This window comes from Bacteroidota bacterium (assembly GCA_016183775.1).
Taxonomy (GTDB): Bacteria; Bacteroidota; Bacteroidia; order JABDFU01; family JABDFU01; genus JABDFU01.
In genome coordinates this window covers 1-20,958 of the sequence record JACPDY010000002.1, presented here as the reverse complement: position 1 = coordinate 20,958, position 20,958 = coordinate 1, and the positions used below count along the sequence as shown (strand labels likewise).

At 39.9% G+C, this 20,958-nt stretch carries 16 protein-coding genes, 1 tRNA gene and 2 pseudogenes; 5 read left to right on the top strand and 14 right to left on the bottom strand.

Annotated elements, in window-relative coordinates:
• The first annotated feature begins 3 nt into the window (after positions 1-3).
• A complete protein-coding gene (locus HYU69_00370) occupies positions 4-885 on the top strand; it encodes a CPBP family intramembrane metalloprotease (protein ID MBI2268790.1) in 882 nt (293 codons plus the stop codon).
• Between the two features lie 20 nt (positions 886-905).
• On the opposite strand, the gene HYU69_00365 is transcribed toward HYU69_00370, so the two are convergent.
• Positions 906-1,352, bottom strand: coding sequence for a hypothetical protein (locus tag HYU69_00365; protein MBI2268789.1), 447 nt, complete (start codon positions 1,350-1,352; stop codon positions 906-908).
• Positions 1,353-2,419: 1,067 nt separating this feature from the next.
• Here HYU69_00365 and HYU69_00360 point away from each other — a divergent pair.
• Positions 2,420-2,504 (top strand) — tRNA-Ser (locus HYU69_00360).
• A gap of 745 nt (positions 2,505-3,249) precedes the next feature.
• On the opposite strand, the pseudogene HYU69_00355 reads toward HYU69_00360, so the two are convergent.
• Positions 3,250-3,588 (bottom strand): annotated as a pseudogene (locus tag HYU69_00355) (recombinase family protein).
• 105 nt (positions 3,589-3,693) lie between these two features.
• Here HYU69_00355 and HYU69_00350 point away from each other — a divergent pair.
• Entirely contained in the window at positions 3,694-4,080 is a 387-nt protein-coding gene (locus HYU69_00350) for a hypothetical protein (GenBank protein ID MBI2268788.1), read from the top strand.
• Positions 4,081-4,088: 8 nt separating this feature from the next.
• Here HYU69_00350 and HYU69_00345 read toward each other — a convergent pair whose 3' ends face one another.
• The 3 genes from HYU69_00345 to HYU69_00335 form a co-directional block, all read right to left on the bottom strand.
• Positions 4,089-4,358 carry a hypothetical protein gene (locus HYU69_00345; protein ID MBI2268787.1) on the bottom strand — a complete coding sequence of 90 codons (270 nt, stop codon included), beginning with the start codon at positions 4,356-4,358 and terminating at the stop codon, positions 4,089-4,091.
• A gap of 186 nt (positions 4,359-4,544) precedes the next feature.
• Positions 4,545-5,612: a hypothetical protein gene (locus HYU69_00340; GenBank protein MBI2268786.1), complete on the bottom strand. Its 1,068-nt coding sequence runs from the start codon at positions 5,610-5,612 to the stop codon at positions 4,545-4,547.
• A gap of 18 nt (positions 5,613-5,630) precedes the next feature.
• Positions 5,631-5,876 (bottom strand): hypothetical protein, encoded by a 246-nt coding sequence (locus HYU69_00335; GenBank protein MBI2268785.1) that lies wholly within the window; start codon positions 5,874-5,876, stop codon positions 5,631-5,633.
• A 671-nt stretch (positions 5,877-6,547) separates the two neighbouring features.
• On the opposite strand from HYU69_00335, the gene HYU69_00330 reads away from it, so the two are divergent.
• Together HYU69_00330 and HYU69_00325 are read left to right on the top strand one after the other, a co-directional pair.
• Entirely contained in the window at positions 6,548-8,800 is a 2,253-nt protein-coding gene (locus HYU69_00330; protein MBI2268784.1) for a hypothetical protein, read from the top strand.
• Positions 8,801-8,803: 3 nt separating this feature from the next.
• Positions 8,804-10,462 carry a DUF1016 domain-containing protein gene (locus tag HYU69_00325; protein ID MBI2268783.1) on the top strand — a complete coding sequence of 553 codons (1,659 nt, stop codon included), beginning with the start codon at positions 8,804-8,806 and terminating at the stop codon, positions 10,460-10,462.
• An 8-nt stretch (positions 10,463-10,470) separates the two neighbouring features.
• Here HYU69_00325 and HYU69_00320 read toward each other — a convergent pair whose 3' ends face one another.
• The 9 genes and pseudogenes from HYU69_00320 to HYU69_00280 form a co-directional block, all read right to left on the bottom strand.
• Positions 10,471-12,348 (bottom strand): hypothetical protein, encoded by a 1,878-nt coding sequence (locus HYU69_00320; protein ID MBI2268782.1) that lies wholly within the window; start codon positions 12,346-12,348, stop codon positions 10,471-10,473.
• Between the two features lie 3 nt (positions 12,349-12,351).
• Complete coding sequence (locus HYU69_00315; protein ID MBI2268781.1) at positions 12,352-13,131, bottom strand: RteC domain-containing protein; 780 nt, start codon at positions 13,129-13,131, stop codon at positions 12,352-12,354.
• Positions 13,132-13,195: 64 nt separating this feature from the next.
• Positions 13,196-13,813 carry an SRPBCC family protein gene (locus HYU69_00310; protein ID MBI2268780.1) on the bottom strand — a complete coding sequence of 206 codons (618 nt, stop codon included), beginning with the start codon at positions 13,811-13,813 and terminating at the stop codon, positions 13,196-13,198.
• Positions 13,810-16,440 carry a cation-translocating P-type ATPase gene (locus HYU69_00305; protein MBI2268779.1) on the bottom strand — a complete coding sequence of 877 codons (2,631 nt, stop codon included), beginning with the start codon at positions 16,438-16,440 and terminating at the stop codon, positions 13,810-13,812. Before HYU69_00305 ends, HYU69_00310 begins: the two co-directional genes overlap by 4 nt.
• Positions 16,427-17,283: pseudogene (locus tag HYU69_00300) on the bottom strand (restriction endonuclease). Before HYU69_00300 ends, HYU69_00305 begins: the two are co-directional and overlap by 14 nt.
• Positions 17,284-17,289: 6 nt before the next feature.
• A complete protein-coding gene (locus HYU69_00295; protein MBI2268778.1) occupies positions 17,290-17,976 on the bottom strand; it encodes a hypothetical protein in 687 nt (228 codons plus the stop codon).
• Positions 17,977-17,989: 13 nt separating this feature from the next.
• The gene (locus tag HYU69_00290) at positions 17,990-19,492 is read right to left on the bottom strand and encodes a multicopper oxidase domain-containing protein (protein MBI2268777.1); all 1,503 of its coding nucleotides are present in this window, start codon (positions 19,490-19,492) and stop codon (positions 17,990-17,992) included.
• Positions 19,493-19,542: 50 nt separating this feature from the next.
• On the bottom strand, positions 19,543-20,103 hold the full coding sequence (locus tag HYU69_00285) for a hypothetical protein (protein ID MBI2268776.1): 561 nt from the start codon (positions 20,101-20,103) through the stop codon (positions 19,543-19,545).
• Positions 20,104-20,107: 4 nt separating this feature from the next.
• Entirely contained in the window at positions 20,108-20,824 is a 717-nt protein-coding gene (locus HYU69_00280) for a DUF4136 domain-containing protein (GenBank protein ID MBI2268775.1), read from the bottom strand.
• Between the last annotated feature and the right edge of the window lie 134 nt (positions 20,825-20,958).

Sequence of the window (20,958 nt, the reverse complement as noted above, 5' to 3'; positions counted from 1 at the left end):
CGCATGTTCAAGGCGTTGAGCCCGCTTCGTTTTTTTGTAGTTGTTATGATCTACTTTGTTTTGCTGCTTGGGATCACGATCTGGAGCTCATTCGGCGATATGTCTTTGGATATGGATAACAAGGAAACCCTGTTCCTGATGAAGGTTGCGCAAGCTGTGAGTGTTATTATGGTGTTCATTCTTCCTGCATGCATGTTTGTCCTGTTTTTTTCCACTGATAAACTGCACTATTTTTTATTACACAGGTCTCCTCCATTTCTTTTTGTTGTTATAAGTTGTGTTTTAATTATTACAGCCCTTCCGCTCATTGCGTACCTGGAAGGGCTAAATAAGGCTGTGACCATGCCGGCCGTTTTTTCAGAAATTGAGACCTGGATGAAGGCCAGCGAATTGAAGATACAACAGATTGAGGAAGCATTTTTGAAGGATCAATCTGTCGGCGATCTGTTAATGAACCTCTTTGTTATTGCCTTTATGGCAGCATTCAGCGAAGAGTTATTTTTCAGGGGACTAATTCAGCGATCCATGCTTAACCTTTCAAAAAATGTTCATTTATCGGTTTGGATCACAGCAATTTTATTCAGCGCCTTTCATATGCAGTTTTACGGATTTATACCAAGGGTATTGCTGGGGGCTGTATTGGGATATACTTACGTTTGGAGCGGTTCGTTATGGACAAGTATAATCATTCATTTTTTGAACAACGGGCTGGTTTTGGTGCTCATTTATCTGGTGAACACGGGATATTTACCAAAGGAGGTAGAACAAATGGGAATGGAAAGCGATAAAGTAACATTAAGCTGGGCATTATCAAGTTTGGCAATGGTTTTAATGAGTATGTTTTTATTATACAGGTTAAAGAAGCCGGTACAATATGTTACCTGAGTTTTATGTGACAGATATTTTTAATGACAGGAATTATTTGATTGAAATAATTGAAGTAAAATTTGAATTAACGCCATTCCTGCGGATATATATACGGCTATCCTTGACCATTTAATTGCTGTCATAGATAATTCATGTGCTCTTTGAGTATCAATTTTAGCCTGTTCCAGCTTTAGAAAATCAAGATACTCAGTATATCCTTCTGCTGTTAATATTGCGAATTGATTATCATGCCCCTCAAGTTCATTTTCTTCAACAGCACCTCCATTTGAAGGTAAGTTTATGTATCTGAATAATGCTGGGTAATAAAATTTTTTGTAAAACCACAAATGAAAATATTTTTGAAATTCGCCATGTGGCTTTAGGCCAAATGCATTTAACTTTTCCAGTAATTCATTATAAGAAATCCCATTGGTCATGTTTTTTGTTCCAATTTCTAAGGCCTGTATGTAGATGTTCTTGTCCATTAGCTATTGTGTATTTTTTGAAAAGACTAAACTGTCTATGTGATCCATTTTATATACGGTTGTTTTTTTGAAAGTAAATCATACATAAATAAATTATTTTCTGTAGAACCAATGTAATAGTTTATGACATCACTACTTATTACTTTAGAAGCATACTTAAATGAAACTTTATCTGGAAAGTTAAGGCACGTCCATTTTTCAATGGAAGGAGAGATTAGAACCAGGGCTAAACTTATATGTAAAAAGGATATAAAGACTAAAGTTCTGAGATCTCGGCCTTGTTTTACATATGCATCAAGGTCATCTTTATTAACCGCAAATAAATCAAGTATTAGTTTAAGAATGCATAATATGCCTGTTGCGAAAATTAGAATTTTCAACAACTCAGATTTACGGAAATAGCTTATATAAATTGAAGAAAATGAATACAGTAACAACATCATGTTAGTGAAAATTAGTGTTGCATACTTATTGCCAAAATTGAAAATATTTAATTTTCTAAAAATCGAGGCGCTCGTTTGAATTTTTATTGACTTCTTTTCATTGTAAGATTTATGGGTAATAATGTAAAAATATAAATGGCCGAAAAAAAGTAAACATGTTAAAAAAATTGGGACAAGAATATCAAGTATGCTTTTAGTTATTTCTCCTAAAGAAACGAATGGAATAATGTTTATTCCAAATTGCATATAATACAGCACTAATCTTACTGAGCATAGGATTAAAGCCCACAAAGTAAACAATGGCAAGTATTTATATATTTTATCAAATGATTCCATGATGTTAAATCCTAATGCAAGGTAATAAAAGCAATCCTTAGCTAAAAATCCAAGGCTATCTTAACATAACGTGATCTTATAGAACAGAAGGTGTCCTATAAGCACGTTATATTAATAGCCTCACAGATAATAAAACACCTGAATGCAACGATTAATTGGGGGAAGTTCAGTTGAAAATCCTACATTTGTAACCTTAAAAATTTAAATTATAATTTAACCAGGACTGACCCAAAGCGCTTGCAAATTGCTTGCAAATGCAAAAAGGTGGTCTAGGTAAAAACTAGTACAGGAGAGGTGGCAGAGTGGCCGAACGCGCACGCTTGGAAAGCGTGTTTACCGAAAGGTAACGTGGGTTCGAATCCCACCCTCTCCGCTGAAAGGGACTGCCCTCGTAAAAAAGGGGGCAGTCCTTTTTTATTGCCCCCATTTCCATTCGAAAAATAGCTGATTAATTCAAAAATCAGGTTGACTTTTGGGGTTCGAAATGCCCCCTTTTCCCGATCATACGCCAATCCTTCAGGGAATACCAGCTTTTGTAGTCGCTCCTTGATGGAAATACCTGATTTCCCCCATAGAGAAGCGAGCTTTTGGCTCACAATAATTGCCGCCTTAAAATAGGTCTGCGGGTTCGAAATGTTGCTGCCGAGCTTCTCCAATTGCTCGATGATTCGCTTCTTTTCGGTGGCGTATTTTACGTAAAAACGGTCGAAGGAATCTTTCGGCATTTGCTTGAGAACATAGTGAGCCTCCTCTATACTTTCAATTTTCTTATCCACCTCAGCAAGCTGGGATTTTACGAGTTGTTCCTGGTCGGTGTCGCCCTGGGTTAACTTTTCATAGGTGTGCTCCAGTTGGTAAAGTAAGGGGGCTTTGGCTACTTCCTTTTTTACGGCATACTGCGCCAGATGCTTCAGGAACAGCTCGTGCATCTGCTTGGCGCTCCGGTTGCATTTGCAGCCCTTGGTCCGGCATTTGTAGTAATACAGCCCCTTTGCCTTTACGATATATCCTGTAAACGGCTCACCGCAATCCGAGCACTTTACGAAAACCTTCAGGGGCACATTCTCGTTCTCCTTGCAATGCGGAACCCCGTATTTCGCAGAAGTTCTAATGAAGCCATTCACTTTCAGAAAAACATCCCGGCTGACCATTGGCTCATGGGTTCCTTCCACTACTTTTCCGTTCAGCATTCCGTGTGAGATCATGCCGCAGTAAAAAGGATTCGTAAAGATTTTATGAATCTGCTGTTTGTACATATTCACTCCCATTGAGCGGAGTTTGGCAACTATGTCGTCATTTTTCATGCCGCGTAGCTTCCAGTCCCATGCCTTTTTGATTTTCTTTCCCTGTTCATTCAAGACAATTCGCCTATCACCGTTTATACGTATAATATCATAGCCCTGCGGTGGCTTTACAACCCAAATCCCCTTTTCAAATTTCTCTTTCATGCCGGCCATTGCTTTCTGTTTACGTAATTGATTGTCGTATTCAGAAAACAGGAGCTGTATATTCTGGTGTAATACACCGCTTGGGTTGGTAGTATCTGTGGGTTGGGTTACGGCATGAACCGTAACACCGTATTTTCTGCGAAGGTCAGCCGCCAGTTTGATAGCCTCGCCTCCGGTACGGCTGAAGCGGTCCATGCTATAAACAAGAATCTGGCTGACCTTACCTTTGTTCTTTTTGATAAAGTCAAGCATCCGCTGAAATTCCTTTCGCCCGTCTGTTTTCGCGCTCTCGTATGTGCCGCCAAAATAGGCAAGGATATTCCGGTTGTATTTCCGGGCATATTCATCCATTGCCTTCTTTTGAGTTTCAAGAGAAAGATTTTTTTCTGCCTGCTCTTTACTGGAAACGCGGGTGTAAACAATATCCCCGTTCGTGGTAACGAGTTTGATGTTGTTCTTGCTCTGCCGTCCGAACCGTGCAAAGAGGTCTGTGTTTTTTAAAAGTGTACTCATGCTGCTATTTTTAAAGGTTCCTGATTCATTAAATACTCAATGATGTCATTTATTTCTCCGCGCTGTTTCATCTTTTCCAGTTCTACATAAAACTCATGGAATAACTCGGTAAAAATCTGGAGCGAAAAAATAATTTCATCCGCCTCCGCATCAGTTACATTCCTGAATTCCGGAAAGGTGCGAAGCACTTCTATGGTCAGCGGCTTTTTTGCCGGATTGATGCTTTTGATCTCTGCATTTACTATGTTTTGTAATTCTTTACTCATGGCAAAGGTGTTTGCTGGTTCAACTAAGGTTAAATGTCTCATCTGTTTTTGCCATTTTTTATGCTGGGGTCAGGGTGTTAAACAGATCACCATAACCTCAGTTTACATTGATAATCAATGTGTTACAAGTATAATCCTTTACCCTGACATGTTCAACTTTGTTTGAAAGTTTTTATGAGCTGAATATCAGCTATGTTTGGGTATTATGCCGTATTCCCGCATCTTAGCCCTGCGCTCGTAGGAGTTATACTTGCGCCCCGTGGTATTTCCTGCTTTTGGTGTGCTATGCTCCACATCCGGGGCAGTGGTTCCAATACGGGCGATAACGGATTTCATTTCAGCCAATGTGTCTTCAGCAATTCTGATCTTAACTTTTTTAAAATCCTCTTCCTCCAGATAGCGGACATATTTGTTAATCCGTCCGGTCATTTCCTTTATAAAATTGGCGAGCGGATAATCAGAAGGCAATAGTCGGAAGTTAAGGGAGTCTACAAGCTCAATCATCTGTTCTGAAATGTATTTGACCATACTTATATCTACCGTCCGCTTCGTGAACTCAGTCAGCTTTTTAAAATGACTTTTTACACGCTCATTTACGTAATTTACGTTTTCCCATTGCGAATAATACCAGTTCGGGTAATTTTCTTTTGTGAAAATGCTTGCCGATTTCTGTTCACTTATTTTTTCGGGAGGGGGCTCCTGCTTTTGTTCCTGTAGTTGCGGGCTCGGCTGAGGTGTAACAGGCAGGGGCTTTATCTCCTCTTTTACTTCTTTTACGGCTGTTTGAACCGGAACCTGTTTCTCAATCACAATTACTTTTTCCTGTTGTGGCTGCTGGGGAACTGCCACTTTTTTCAATAGCTCTTCGAGCTGTTTCATCGAAAGCGTAATAGTCGGCTCAGGATTCTGCTTTTGCGATTCAGGCGCTGACTTTTTCTCCGGTTTTTCGATCTCCGGTAGGACGCCAGGATTTTTTTCCTGGATAGCAGGCGTAATGGACGACTGCTCGTCTTTTACAGGTATTTCATTTACCGGATTAATCTCTTCCTTAGCTGGAATTTCAATGGCGGTTTCGTTCAACTCTGATTCAGTCTCTTCTGCCACTTTTTCTTCTCCGGCATCATTTACGGCATTGCCAAAGGTCATTCCCTTTCGCTCGTAGTAAGCATATTGCTTGCAGGAGCCGGGGCAATATTTACGGCTTGGATGCTTTGCTTCAAATTCCTTTCCGCATCGAATACAATTTCTTTTCATAGCTTTTTATTTTAAAGGTTAGTCTTCTTCATTTTCTTTTTCATCATCATAGCCGTGATAGTCGCTGATCATTTCCTCGATCTGCATTACGGCTTCCTTCTCATCAACGTCCTTTCGGTCGTACTGTATTTGTATGGTAACCGTTTCTTCTTCTTCATTGCCGCCCCGGAGTTCATTGGTGATTCCGTGTTCATTCAGAAGATTGGATACTTCCACGATGACGTCCACCGGCACTTCGATTTCATCTACTGTAAGTGTTTTCATTTGATCTTTATTTATTGGTTTGACATAATTTTATTTTCTCGCCTGTATTTTATGTATGTGCCGTTATAGACGGATGTCCCGTCAAAATACATAATGCAAAGTACCCCCATATTTTTCAGATATACCTCCTACTGGGAGCGGGATGGGAGGATTTTTTTTATTGCCGTCTTTTACATCTACCGCAAGGGGCGGCATGCGGGGTAGACGTAGTCCCGTCAAATACGTAATGCGAAGAAAAAAAATGGTGGTCACATAGCCCTCCTACTTGGAGGGGGTGGGAGGAATTGTTACAGATTCTGATTACTGCGGGGAAAGCTCCATTTTAATTTCGTAATTTCCACCTTTGAAATTTCAATAAAATGTTTGGCAAGCGCATATTTATTTTCCTTATCGCCCTATTAGGTTTCTTTTTCTTTCATAAACCAATTGAGTTATTTTTAAATAATTTATTAGTCGCGCATATTTTTTCTAAAGTAGACACGTCAATTCCCAATGATATTATTGTTGGCGTATTTTTAATAGGCATTCTTATATTTTATTTTCCTAAGCGAAATAATTACGTCCCCTCAACGAATGTTTCACTATCGCTTATTTTTTGCTGCATAATTTACTTTTATTACAGGTTCGTCTCCGACCTGTGGGTTTTTAGATCATTTGCTCAATTAGAGCACGTGAAGTATACAGATATACTTTTCATTCCTGCTATAGGTAATATTTTTTTATGGATCAAAAGTATACGAAGTAAACCACTTCCCGAAAATGGCCAGGAAGCATTTTTTGATGATGAACCACTTGGTAGAACAAAATTGGATGAGTTAGGGTATTCAAAATACTCACAAATGTTGGCTAATAAGATTAATGCAAGTCATTTCGATAAGGCATTTGCCATAGGCGTAAATGGGAAGTGGGGATTAGGAAAAACTTCGTTTATTGATTTGTTAAAAAGGCAGATTGGGAATGAAAATTTAATTATTGTAGATTTTAATCCTTGGAATAGTCATACCCCCAAAGCAATAATTCAGGATTTTTTTGAAACAATACAAGAGGCGATTCGCCCCTATCATTCATCTCTCGCCCGGTTGTTGGTTTTCTATGCAGATAAACTTGTCGCATTAAACGACAATAAAATCGCTAAATCCATTCAGACATCTGTTGCCGCCTTTACAGGATACGAATCACTCAATAGTTTATTCAAGGATATAAACGGTGCATTGCGAAAAATCAATAAAAAAATAATTATTTTTATTGATGACCTCGATAGATTAGATACGGAAGAAATTGTAGAGGTAATCCGACTGATTCGGAATACTGCAAATTTTCACAACACATTTTTTGTTGTAGCTTATGACAGAAATTATATTGTAAAAGCTCTCCATCAGCATAACCCATATAATCACGAGCAATTTTTAGAAAAAATATTTCAAATTGAGGTTACATTACCATATTTCAAAAAGGACATTTTCAGGCATAAATTGGCTGAAAAGTTAAAAAAGGTTTTCCCCGAATCACTACATGAAAAAATACATGAGGAAATAATTGGCTCGCCTTCCGTTACCCCGCAATACCTGAATGACTGGCTTGAAAGTATGCGTGATGTTACGCGTCTTGCCAATTCTCTTGCATTAAACTTAAGAAAATTAGATGGCGAGGTAGAACTTAATGACTTTATCAGATTGGAAGTTTTAAGGCTAAAATTTCCTTCTGTTTACGAATTGCTATTTAAAAATCCGGGAGATTTTTTAGATTTTAATCAGCGAAGCGGAGACAATACATATCAGTTGAGAAGATTTAAAAATCCTCAGCAAGATATACAGGATGAAAAATTCCGTTTTGCAACTTCCCATCTGCAATTATTTCTTCTGAAAAATCACCAAGCACTTTCTGTTTCCCAAAATGAAATAGAAAATATAGTTGACTTTATTGATGGAATTTTTGACGGTTCATTGAATTACGGCTATTCATACCGCTCCCATCTATCAGTTATACATCCCAGTAAATTCAACCGGTATTTCGCCTACGATTTGCTGGAAGGAAATTTATCTGAAATTGAATTCAGCAAATCCAGATTGCTTAATCAAAAAGATTTAAATGCCAAAATTTCCGAGTGGATTGAAAAGGGATTGGAATCAGAAGTTAAAAATCGCTTTACCAGAATAAAAGCGTTCGATAATAAAGACGATTTTGAAAAAACAATAAAAGCTATTTTCCATTTGGCAAATATTCCGCGAACCAAAACGGATTTTTTTCATGGAAATTTGATTGGCTATGATGGCAAAGATTTGGAACATAAGGTAAGTGATTATGACAATAAGATTAGTGATAATTTATATAAACAACATGGGGGCAAAGAATCTCTGAGAGCTTTTATAAAGGGTTTATTTGATAATGCGAAACCTCCTTACTCCTTTGAGGCGGATTTAATTCGCTCCCTCAATCATCAGTTTTCGGATTCATTTCCGCTTACAAAAGAAGAATTAAGGAATCTTTCGCTTCATTATTTCAAAACTTACTGCGACCAAGTACCCAAACTGGACAATTCTGTTTACCGATTATTTCATTGTTGCAAACAAACAGAGTGGGTTCCAGCGGGAGGAAGCGCCCACACTTCTAAAGAATCCGTACCGGAAGAAGCAATAACTATAATGAAGGATTTTATTAAAAAAGATTTAGATGGATTTCTTTTTTCATGGATTGATTTCGATGTGTTCAAGGAAACTACTTTTTCTGTAAGCAATTTCCCCAGCGTGTTATTCGGAAGCTGGCAGGCGTTTGAAGAATATCTTTTACAGCAGGATGAAAGCAAATGGAAATACCTTGCCGAATTCAAACAGTTATTTTCTTCATACAAGGAAAAAAACTTCAGCATATATGTTCCTTTTGATTTCAAAGTAATCCCAGTAAGTGAAAAATTCAGGAAAAAGTAAACCATGAAATCCAAAACCCCTTCTTCCTACATCGGTATTTTAAATGAGCTAAAGGAAAAAATCCGGAATGCGCGGCTAAGGGCCACGCTTTCGGTGAACGTGGAACTGCTCAGGATATACTGGGAAATCGGCAAGGCTATATCGGAGCAGCAGGAATCGGAAGGATGGGGGGCAAAAATTATTGACCGCCTGGCGGTTGATCTGAAAACCGAATTCCCGGATATGAAGGGCTTATCGGTCAGGAACCTGAAATACATGAAGTCCTTTGCCGAGGCATACCCTAAATTCCTTCAGCATTCCCCTAAAAAACATCAAAATACTGATAATCAGTCACTTGAAATTGTGCAAGTGTCCCTTGCACAATTAGATAAGCCCGGCTCAGGCGAATTTGTGCAGGCATCGCTTGCACAATTGAGCTGGTACCACCACATCACCCTGCTTGGTAAGATCAAAGACCCGGAAATACGGCTTTTTTACGTCCAGGAGACCATTCAAAACGGCTGGAGTAGGGACGTGATGGTGCACCAGATCGAAGCGGGGCTTCATAAACGGCAGGGCAAGATCGCCAGCAATTTTAAAAATACCATAACGCCCGGCCAGTCAGAATTAGTGCAGCAGTTATTTAAAGACCCGTATAAATTCGATTTCATATACCTGGGAAAAGAGGCGAAAGAACGAGACCTTGAAGACGCGCTTACCAGCCAGCTGACCAAGTTCCTGCTTGAACTCGGCCAGCACTTCGCCTACATGGGCAGGCAATACAGGCTGACAGCTGGGGAAAAAGAATATTTCCTCGATCTGCTTTTTTATCATACCCGCCTGAAAAGATATATTGTGATAGACCTGAAGATTGATGAGTTCAAGCCTGAATATAAAGGCAAGATGGAATTCTATCTCAGCCTTGCCGATGAACATTTAAAACAGGTTGATGACGAAAAATCTATCGGGCTCATTCTCTGCAAAACAAAAGACGGGCTCGTGGTGGAATACGCCCTGCGCGATTCCTCAAGGCCGATTGGCATTGCCGAGTATTCGTTGGGGCAGGCTCTTCCTGAAAACCTGCAAAGTGATCTACCTACGGTAGAGGAACTGGAGCAGGAAATGGAAAAGGAAGTCCAGGAATTTCAGAAACCCGTTGAGCAAAAACTGGATCGTGTGAAGGAATTGATTAAGGGACTCAAGCAACCCAGGGTAAAGGAAAAACGCAGCCCAAAAACTTCTGCACGGATTTTTAACCAGGTCGTGCTGCCGCTCCGGGATGCGGTTAAAAATTCCCTTTCAAAAATCTTTAAGGAATTCGAGAGTACCGAAATAATAATCTGGTCGGGCGGACAGGGGCATAAAACCGACAAGCAGGCACAGGTGCACCTAAAAAAATACAAGACATTTGATGAATTCAGGATCGAAATCCGGCTTGGCGGATTCAAGCCTGCCGGGACAAAGGCCTTTTATATTAATCAGGAAATAAATATAACAACACAACTGTATTATTACGCCATCGGTTACGGAAAAGGCCAACAGGAAAAAATAATACCGGAAAGATTATATCACCTAATCCTCGACAGGCAGGAAATTGAAAGCATAGCGGAACAATGGACTGAAAAAATTTTGGATGAAATTGCCGGGCAGATTGAACGGATACAAAAGGAGAATGGCAAATAAATTCATCTCTAAACCAAATAATCCATTACGTGTTTTATATTGTCCAGGTCCACCCCCTTCAGTATAGGATTATCTCTTGACCCGTTTTTCACAATAGTAAATCTCACTTTGTTTTTCTTTAGCCAATTTGTGTTTTCCTTTGATGGCTGATGCCAGAACCAAAACTCGTATTGCTTTTTTCTCTGCTTATATACCTTTAATTTTTTTATAAGCTTCTTCCTTTCAATTTTCAAATTATTATTATCCGGAGTAACCTTGCACTCAATAATCCTGACCTCACTATTGCTATGAAGAATTACATCAATTTCTCCGGAAGATTTATTAATATTTAAATCAACCGAGTATTTGTCATGATAGTTTTTGCTGTGGATATAAAAAGCAAGTTGCTCCAAAATTATGGCTTTTGCTTTGCCAAGAATGTCGTCATCCAGAAGTTTCCTCTTTCTCGATTCCTGTTCAAGCCTTTCCTCTACCTCCCTTACCTTTTGAGCTGTCAATGCCTCCTGATCGGGGGAGTACATATGCTTGGCGACATACTTTTTAAATAGTCCTTTATCTACTGACATCTCCCGCAGTTGCAGACGACCATTTCGTTTGTATTTCTGAATTATTTCTTCAGCCCTTTTTTGTTCAGAACCGGAAAAACCTGAGTGATCCCCGCAGCAATCGTAATACAATAGCCATCCATTGTAATAGTGTCCAGCAGCAGCCTTGGAATCAATTAATATCCCATAACTGTAATCATTTCGCTTTTCATCTAACGGATGAACAAACTTGCAAACAATTACCTTCCTGAACGTCCTGGTATTTTTACGAAGAGCGATTGTTCCCGCAAGAAGGGTAATAAACGCAGGAATTCCATTATGCATTGCCGCTCCTTCCTCAAATACCAATAGAGGGTGCCAATACAATAGCATTTCAATCTTCTCTTCCATGCTCAAGGTGCTATACGGATCAGCCATTCCTTTTGAAGACAATAGTTTTTTGAAAATTTTCTTTTGAAACCGCTTGTCGTTGGTCTTGAAAAAGTTCTCTGCACTTAAAATATCAAAGTCATATTTTCTTTCAGTTGGAGTAATTATCTCATGTTTGATTCGATAGAAATAACTATCGAGGCTTGTTTGTCTCTTCAGGTCGAATCGCTGGTTTAAAATCTGCTCCATGTGAGAAAGTCCCTTGGGTTGTTTTAAATAAACGTATTTCCTCCAGGAAAGAGCACGATGCATTAGCCTTAGACTTGTTTTTCTGTAGACTTTTTCACCAACGATTTTATGCCAGATATATTGAAGGGCATACTTATAACCGTATAAACAAAATTCCAGTCTATTATCATCAATCCAGTAGTTCTTCAATAGTGTTCCATGATAAGCCACCGGTCCGTTATTATTGACCTGGGTGAATTGAATATACAGATTCTCCATCAGTAAAAAACCGATAGCATTCCCTCTTGTTATATTTTTTCGACGGGAAAATTTAAAGTAACCATCAAAAATCTTTTCAAAGACCTCCATTTCATTTAAAAAAGATTGAAGATTACTATTAAGCTCTGATAGGTTTTTTGATTTTAGAACGGGCTTGAAACTGTTGTAAATGTTTTTGAGAAAAATGATGCGCTCACACGTATTTGGAAGTTTTTCGATAAATTTACTTTGTCCACTGGCACATTGCAGCAAAAAATCTTCTTGTGCCTTAAAAAAATCCTCTCCCGCCACGTGATCAAAAAGCTGGCTGAACGCACATTCAATAAAAAATTTATATCCTTGAAATATTTTTGCGTCAACTGGCTTGCGATATTCTTTTTTTAACCAGAATTCATAATCTTGAGAATTACTAATTAATTTTAGAATCCGAATTGAGGGAATAATATTGTGTACTAATGAATTCATGAATTAAAGCTCCATCCTATTTTGTCTCTTCTCCTTTCGTTTCTTCGCGCAGTATCCAGCATAGGCCGATTTTATTGTATCAAAAATCTCCGGCTCGTAGTTGGAGGTAGCGTTATGTATACTTTTTGACAGGTTGCTCTGCCAGTTACTGCTGAGTTTTACGTCAAATACTTCAGCCAGGGTTTCTACGATCTTGGTGATCTCGCCTTTCCCATTATTGAGAAATCCGGCTTCGTGCATTCCATAAATCAACTGCACAAATTCATTCCGGTTATCTTTTTTACCAGTCCATTGTATCTTATACGCAGTAGACGATTTAGACACTTTGCTTCCGGCTTTTACTTCTTCCAGAAGTGCGGGAAGCCGCCTTTTCAGCTCCATCTGAGCCACGTGCCTTACAAAATACCGGATCATTTCCCGGTCATTCCGGGCAAGCGCACGTAATTTCTTTTCCTCCTCGCTTATATACAGTGTGATCTCCTTGCCATCTTCCAGTAATTTGAAGGGTCGAATATCCTCCTTATCGCCATAAGAGTCCCGGAGCAGCTTTAAAATCTTATCTACCGGTTCACCCCGCCTGTAATGGATTAGAAATGCTTCAACAAATCCCTCCCGGTGTTCATCTGCTCTAACCAAGTCAAGTATGAAGTCCAGTTCCTTCCTGATCTCGTTATACACATATTCCCGGTCTTTAGCCCGGCTTAGCCGATACTTTATATCACGCTCCATTGCCTTCATGTAGCGTTCCAGCATAGTGTTGAACAAGGAATCGAGTTTGCCCATGTATTTTACAAATTATGCGTAAAAATACATAATAGGCGTAATATATTATATCAGCTGGCTTAACTCATATTTTCTTGGGCAAAACCTGAGTTTTTTCAAAATGTTTTCTGGTATCCTTTAGCATACTTTTTACGCACCATTTCGAATAGCTCTTTCCGAGCAGGAAGCCTAAAAAGCCCTTGTGCTTTGTGTAATAAATGCTGAGTTGTACCTCCGATTTGCCGTTTGATTTAGTGGAAATAGCGAGATACATTTCAAACCAGTCAATCACAATCATTTTTGCATCGCCAACCGTTCCCCATACCTTTTCTTTCCCGTTTATCCATTTGCTGACTTCAACGGTAAAATCCATCTTCATTCCAACCACTTTGCCTGTCCACCGGTATTTCGTTCCCAAACCTGTCTGGTGATCTGTGAGCCAGTGAATATGCAGCTTACCGCCCATCATGGCCCCGCTGCTTTCAGTCATATGCATGCCTGTATTTTTAATATCATCCATAAAAGCGAACACTTCTTCCGGGGAGCCATTTATTTCCATTGTTCTCTCGTAATATCTTATTTTACGTCCTTTTACGGTGTCGCCTTTTACAGGCTTACTTAAGCTATCCTGTGCACTAAGCCCGGTGGTGAATATTCCTGTCCCTATCAAGATCATTATAATTTTTTTTAATTTCTTTGTCATTGCTGAACGATTTTAAATTTCTTTCCTGTTTGAATGATGACTAAAGACCCTATACCTGCCATTACAGAAATTATCCAATCATAGAGCGACATTTCATAAAGAGACAACACTTCTCTGATCGGTATAATCGCATAGACTCCAAGTAAAATAATCAGCGAAGCAATAATTGCCCTCCATACATATTTATTCCTGAATACCTCCGAACGAAAAAAAGAGGATCCGCTGCCACCCATATTAAATACATGAAGGAGCTGGCAAAAAATCAATGTAAAGAATAAAATATTGTTGCATAGTTCCGGGTTCCATAATTCGGATTTATGGACTGTGTAATGGCTGAAGAATACAGCCCCGATGCTCATCGAACCTATAACAATTGAGTAAAAGAAAATCGCCTTCCATCGCATTTTATCAATAATTGATTCGTTTACATTTCTTGGCGGCCTTTTCATGATGTTCGGGCTTCCTTCGGTTATTCCCAATGCGAGAGCTGGTAAAACATCCGTGATCAGGTTAATGAAAAGTATCTGGAGCGGGAAAAGCTGAAAATGCAGATTTAATACGGAGGCGGTAGCGATTACGATCAGCTCGCTCAAGTTGCAGGAAAGAAGAAATACGATGAATTTTCGGATATTCTCAAATATAATTCTGCCTTGTTTGATAGCCACCACGATGGATGTGAAAGAATCATCTTTCAGGACCATATCCGCCACTTCCTGTGAGACCTGAGTTCCCCTTAATCCCATTGCAATGCCTATGTCAGCTTTTTTAAGTGCCGGAGCATCGTTTACTCCGTCCCCGGTCATGCCCACTATGTTTTTTCTTTCCTGTAAAACAGCTATAAGATCAAGTTTCTGCTTGGGACTTACCCTTGCAAATACTTTTGTGTTCAGCCAATTATTTTTCTCCAGCTCGCTGAGTTGTTCATAGCCTTTCATTGTCTTGCCGGAAATTACATCAGTGTTTTTTTCATCCGCAATCCCAAGTTTCAGGGCAATATTTCTTGCAGTGGAGGGGTGATCCCCGGTAATCATGATCACATTGATGCCTGCCGATTTGCATTCTGCAATTGCGGGATACACTTCCTCCCGCGGAGGATCGATCATTCCATACAATCCTGCAAATACCAGGTTATCTGATAATTTTTTATCCGGTGATGCCGCTTGTTTATAAGCGCCTGCGATAACGCGCAATCCAGAATTGGCAAGTTCCTCGGCTTTCTGTGACCAGTATTTTTTCTTTCCGGCATCCAATTCTTTAATTCCATCTGTATCCAAAATCTGGGAGCAGCACAGCAGTAACTCTTCGGAAGCACCTTTCGCGTAAACCCCATAACTATCTCCGATTTTATGGAGGGTAGCCATAATTTTAGTTTCAGAAGAAAAAGGTTCTTCCTTTAGTTTAGGAAATTTGGTGCGGGATTCCTGTATGTTAATATTATTCTTTACTGCATATTTAAGAAGGCCGGTTTCAAGCGGGTCTCCGATCTCCTTAAGGGTTCCATTGTTATTTTGCAGTTCAGCAGTATTGCATAAAACGGCAATCCGGTTAATAATCTCAGATGCTTCTAAATTAGAAGCGGGCGTTATGACTTGATTAACTTCTATTTTATTCTGAGTCAGCGTTCCGGTCTTATCCGTACATATTACATTTGTCCCGCCTAATGTTTCAACCGCTGAGAGCTTTTTCACAATTACATGCTGCCTTGCCATCTTTAACATTCCCTGGGCAAGGGCCATTGTTGCCACAATGGGCAATCCTTCCGGTATAGCGGCTACGGCAAGTGCTATCGAGGTCTCAAGTATTTCGAGTACTTTTTGCCCGTTCAACAGTCCTGTAATAAAAATTACAATAACCAATGCCACTGTTATCCAGATCAATTTCCTGCTGAAATCTTCCAGTTTTTTTTCGAGTGGAGTGGCTGCTTGCTCAGCCGATTGCACCATTTTCGCAATCTTCCCAAGTTCAGTATCCATTCCTGTTGCTGTGACCACCATGTATCCATTGCCTTTTGTAGAATAGGTGCCCTTATATAGCATATTACTTCTTTCGGCCAGCGTTGTGTCGGATTGAATTGCACTGATCTGTTTTTCAACCGGAATAGATTCGCCTGTTAATGCTGATTCGTCTATCTGCATCTGGGTGGCGGAAAAAATTCTTCCATCAGCGGGAATCATATCCCCTGCCTCGATATAAATAACGTCTCCCGGTACAACTTCTTCTGAATTTATTTCGTTCAATGTCTTATTGCGAAGAACTTTTGCAGGAATGGCAGATAATTTCCTCAAGGCATTCATGGAGCGATCGGCCTGATATTCCATGTAAAAGCCGATGAAAGCATTGATAAGTATTACAACGAGAATAGCTATGGCATCCAGCCATTCGCCAAAGTAACCAGATAAGCCCGCTGCAAAACAGAGCAGCCACACAATAGGACTTTTGAACTGACTGAAGAAAATTAACCAGGTACTTTTCCCTTTTTTCTCTTCTATCTTATTCGCGCCATACTCCTTTAACCGCTTGGCCGCTTCATCAGCAGAGAGGCCGGTTTCGACATTTGATTCTAATACCGAAATCACTGTCCCGGCTTCCGTGGCGTATGGTGATATATTTTGCTTAATGCTTCCCATGAGTAATCAGTATGTGGCAGAGCTGGTGGCCTTCTTCACGTATGGATTCAATCCTTGACGAGGAAATTCCAATATTGCTCAGATGCTTCGTGTCCCGACAAATTTCCTTACACAATACGATCTTTTTTTTTAACAATTGCTGCTTTTCGCTTTTGGTGAGAGTGGTAAGGCAGGTGATCGGGTACAATCCCAGAGTATCAATCTGATCCTTTAGCCCAGCCTGATGCGGAAAGTTCCAGCCGATAAGATTTAATCCGGCACATGTTCCATATTGTATCGCGTCATCCGAAAATCGCGTATTAGTCACTACCCAGCCCTGATGAAATTTCGTGCCGTGGCCGGGTAGATTTTTCCATTCCTGCTCCACATCTTTGAATCGGGCTTGTATATAAAGGGGAACTTTGACATCGCAGATCGTACCCCTATGGTTGTGGTATTTACACTCAACCATAAAGTGCTTCTCGTCTTTTTCGGCTATTACGTCTATTTCGTGATTTACACAATGGCCTTTAACAATTCTCGATACCTCAGTGTAAAATCCCTGATGTTTTAAAATCTCCGCGATGAATTTCTCGAACGGATAACCTGAAGGACCCAGTTCCAGAATAGCCTGTTTCAGTTTATACCGGGCAGCAACAGGCTTGGAATGTTTTCTGAGGAGTTCAAAAGCGAAATGGTAAATCTCCTTAGTGGAAATTCCATCATAAAGGCGGTCTTTTACATCTTTTACGATAGAATTTATCGTTGCTTCATCCGCCCCTGAATGGCTTAATGAGGCAATAAGTTTTTTTGATGAACAGCCGCCTGCTCACCGGAGGCTTTTGTAATTACAAAAGAAGGCATCCGGCATTAGTTTTCTTTTTTATCGCAGGTTTTTCCGATCAAATAGCTTAATTGCACCCCAAGAAGCAAGTTTCGTCCGGTCATGTTATTGGAAGCCATATTTCCCATAAAAACCTCTGTGAAACCCTGGTTAGCAAAAACCATGATTTGGAATAAATCCTTTTGCCGTACCGGAATATTACCGCCTAATCCAAGATAGATGCCCATATCATAGGCCCTCGTATCATCCGTAATATTATCGCTGCCCGTGTCGTAAATGCGGCTTGTGGAGGACAGATAATGCTGGGTTATTCCTAATTGTAAAAGCAACTGGTGATTCTTGATCAATCCTTTGGTTCGAAGCTGTCCTCCAAGATTAAAATCGCATTGCTGAAATTTATAGCGGGGATTAAAATTATCCATGTAATTCGTAAACCTTGCTCCGCGCTGTTGATATCCGCACTGAAAGAACAATCCCCACTTCCATGCGGGAAAATACTCAAGGCGGATTCCTGTTCCGAAAGCAGGCATAAACGACAGATCAGAATTCATTCCGTTCCCGTTCATCATACCCCCATTCATATCCATATTATTATTGGATTTAAGGATAGTCGACATTCCTGCCGTATAAGACGGCCCGAAATAAAATTCTTTCTGTGCGATGGCTGAAATTGCCAAACAGATAATTGAGGAAGTAAAAAATATTTTTTTCATGGTTATTATTTTATTATGCGATTTCGAATTGAAGCATCATGCCGTTATCTTCATGCTCAAGATTATGGCAGTGCAAAACATATTTTCCTTTATTCTGAGAAAAAGTCATAATCACCCGCACCTTTTCTCTCGGCATAACCAAAACTGTATCCTTCCAGCCTGATTCCGTAGCAATAATAGAATTTCTTCCACCCGTGCGGTCGAGGACTTGAAATTGTATTCCATGAATATGCATCGGGTGCGGCTCTTCGCCAGAGGAATTGTCAAAAACCCATATTTCCGTTGCACCTGCCAGAACCGTTTCATCAATCCTGTCCGGGTCGTATGTCTTCCCATTTATCGTATGCATCATTCCACCCATATTTATTCCTCCGTGTCCTCCCATTCCATTCATGTTCATGGTTCCGATTTCGAATACTCTTGTTTGCGATGCAGAAGTTGCCGGAATAAGATTAATTACTGATAATGTTCCCGGAAGAACAAATGTGTCTGTATCATTTTGCGAAATGGTGAACTTTATTATTTTGAATTCCTGCATACCTTGTGCTGTACCACCAGAAAATGTTTTGTTGATAAGATGAACATCTGTGCCGACAGAAAATGCTCCGAAATTTATTATCAGATCTGCCCGTTCTCCAGGGCCGAGTAAAAGAGATGAAACCGCTTGCGGAGTTGTAAGCAATCCTCCATCCGAGCCAATCACTGAGAAAGGAGCACCGTTACTGAGAGCAAGATTATAAATTCGCGCATTAGAGCCGTTCAGAACTCTTACCCGGTAGTTGCGCTTATTCACGTTCAGATAAGGGGAATAAACACCATTCACGGTAACATACGGCCCCATATAGCCAGACATGATTTCTCCCTGATTCGGAGAATAATCCAACGCGTAATCAGGAAATACACGTTTGTCCTGGATGACAAGAGGTATTTCAAAACTGCCTGAAGGAAGATTCAATATCTGTTCCTCTGTATCATTCACGATAAAGACACCCGCCAGTCCTTTGAATGCCTGTTTTGCTGTGAAACAATGCGGATGGGGGTGATACCAATGCATTGCAGCCCGCTGCGACACAGGGAAATTGTAATTGAATGAGCTACCCGGACTTATTACATCTTCGGGATGTCCGTCCATCGAAGCGGGTGTCATTAACCCATGCCAGTGAATATTTGTGGGCTCGGAAAGATTGTTTTGAAGAAGTGCATTTACTGTCTCCCCGGAATTTATTTTTATTGTAGGGCCGAGAATACTATTGTCTTGGTAGCCGAGTACGATAGAATATTTATTCTGAAAAATAGAATGCGTAGTTTGTTGCGCTGTTAATTGCGGAGAATTACCGACTGCTGGCGGAATGGATAAAACCGAATCAAAATTTCCTTCTATGACTGTAACGGGCTCTCCCTGCATATCCATCATATTGGTTTTTCTGCATGATGAAATAAAGGATGAAACAGCCCCTCCAAACATCGTATAAGCAGTTGCCATTCCACCTACTCGTATAAAATTTCTTCGCTTCATAAGCATTCATTTATCTATATATTCAAATATTGACATATATCCATAGTTGATTATTGATTGTCCGGTTTTAATACAGCCTGTGAAACAGCAATTGAAATCTCATCCGAGTACCCTCCAGGAACAGTGACGCCAAAATCCTTCAGACAAATTTTGAAATCAAGCGTAAGAAGACAGGAATAATTTCCACCGCTCGAAATATGCTTGAGCAATCCGGTTATCATTATTTTTTTGACAACACCGTTCAATTGAAACTCTGCTTCAAACTTTAAATTATGAGGTGGATGGCTGAGTGTGTTTACATAAGGAATATTCATTTTCCCTTTGAGCGTTGCCAGTCCGACATTTGAATTCAGCAATTTGGCGTTTAACAAATCGGTTTGGGTGCGAAGCGTAAGAGGGTCGAGCTGGAGTTCTATTTCTGCCGTTTGATAATTTATTCGTGCGAACAAGTGGTGGCTCGAAGCCAGAATCTTTTCTCCCTTGTATGCCCCGATTATTCCAACGCTTCCTTCAACTGTTTTGTAAACCTGCGCTGAAGTTTGCGCTGAAAGGTTCATTGCAATGAATGTGCAGAACAATGCCGGACAAAAAAGCAGAGTTTTTAAAATCATACGCTCATTTGCTTTGATTTTTCGATAGGAGATTTCCATTTTTTACACCATTTTTATCTTTTCCTTTTTTAGGTTTCTTCAATGGTTCGATGGGGAAACTTTTCATAATGCTATGCACAGCAGGATGCACCTCTTCCATAATATAAGCAGGGTCATAAATATCTCCCTCCGCGCTTCCCGTCCATACAAGTTTTTTTAATTTCCTGTCGAACATGTTAATGATAATCGTCCCCTTTACATAAGTTTCTTTGTATGTAGAAGTATAACCGTAATAACTACTACGCAATCCCCACCCGTAATAAGTATAATAGTCATAATAGGGATAGTAATAGGGGTAGTAATAGTGATTATAATAGTTGGGATAGTATGAATAATAGTAGGAAGGAGAATAATTGTACGAAACGATGCGTTCCTTTTTTTCATTGAGCAAGACCAACTGTACCAATACATCCGGGGTGTCAACCTGCACGCGGTATCCGCGTTCACCTAAACAATGAATGATATAATTTTTTGTGTTGTTGCGGATTATGTCATTGTCATAAGGAGTATTTGTGAAAGAATCTTTTTTTGTGACTATTCCGCTGTCGGGCAGCCAGGCAAAGGTTTTATACTTTGTGAAGTCCACACTCCTGTCATAATTGGAATAGGTTGCAGTGTAAATGTTGCAGCCAGCAATTGCCACTGCGATAATCCCTGTAATAATTTTTGCGATTAGTTTCATCTGTATATAATTTAGTTAAGCATTGATATTCAATTTTTTAAGAACAGGTTAAGAGCGTAAATTTTCATCTTCGTACTCCCACACACAATTGCTTGTATGTTTGGTAACAACGGTTGGTGCTTAACCTGTAAACG

Excerpts from the sequence above, each read along its gene's own strand:
- HYU69_00365 (MBI2268789.1), bottom strand. The coding sequence starts at position 1,352 with ATGGACAAGAACATCTACATACAGGCCTTAGAAATTGGAACAAAAAAC.
- HYU69_00340 (MBI2268786.1), bottom strand. The coding sequence starts at position 5,612 with ATGAAAAGAAATTGTATTCGATGCGGAAAGGAATTTGAAGCAAAGCAT.
- HYU69_00370 (MBI2268790.1), top strand. The coding sequence starts at position 4 with ATGTTCAAGGCGTTGAGCCCGCTTCGTTTTTTTGTAGTTGTTATGATC.
- HYU69_00335 (MBI2268785.1), bottom strand. The coding sequence starts at position 5,876 with ATGAAAACACTTACAGTAGATGAAATCGAAGTGCCGGTGGACGTCATC.
- HYU69_00325 (MBI2268783.1), top strand. The coding sequence starts at position 8,804 with ATGAAATCCAAAACCCCTTCTTCCTACATCGGTATTTTAAATGAGCTA.
- HYU69_00290 (MBI2268777.1), bottom strand. The coding sequence starts at position 19,492 with ATGAAGCGAAGAAATTTTATACGAGTAGGTGGAATGGCAACTGCTTAT.
- HYU69_00310 (MBI2268780.1), bottom strand. The coding sequence starts at position 13,813 with ATGACAAAGAAATTAAAAAAAATTATAATGATCTTGATAGGGACAGGA.
- HYU69_00280 (MBI2268775.1), bottom strand. The coding sequence starts at position 20,824 with ATGAAACTAATCGCAAAAATTATTACAGGGATTATCGCAGTGGCAATT.
- HYU69_00285 (MBI2268776.1), bottom strand. The coding sequence starts at position 20,103 with ATGATTTTAAAAACTCTGCTTTTTTGTCCGGCATTGTTCTGCACATTC.
- HYU69_00320 (MBI2268782.1), bottom strand. The coding sequence starts at position 12,348 with ATGAATTCATTAGTACACAATATTATTCCCTCAATTCGGATTCTAAAA.
- HYU69_00350 (MBI2268788.1), top strand. The coding sequence starts at position 3,694 with ATGAACCGTAACACCGTATTTTCTGCGAAGGTCAGCCGCCAGTTTGAT.
- HYU69_00295 (MBI2268778.1), bottom strand. The coding sequence starts at position 17,976 with ATGAAAAAAATATTTTTTACTTCCTCAATTATCTGTTTGGCAATTTCA.
- HYU69_00305 (MBI2268779.1), bottom strand. The coding sequence starts at position 16,440 with ATGGGAAGCATTAAGCAAAATATATCACCATACGCCACGGAAGCCGGG.
- HYU69_00345 (MBI2268787.1), bottom strand. The coding sequence starts at position 4,358 with ATGAGTAAAGAATTACAAAACATAGTAAATGCAGAGATCAAAAGCATC.
- HYU69_00315 (MBI2268781.1), bottom strand. The coding sequence starts at position 13,131 with ATGGGCAAACTCGATTCCTTGTTCAACACTATGCTGGAACGCTACATG.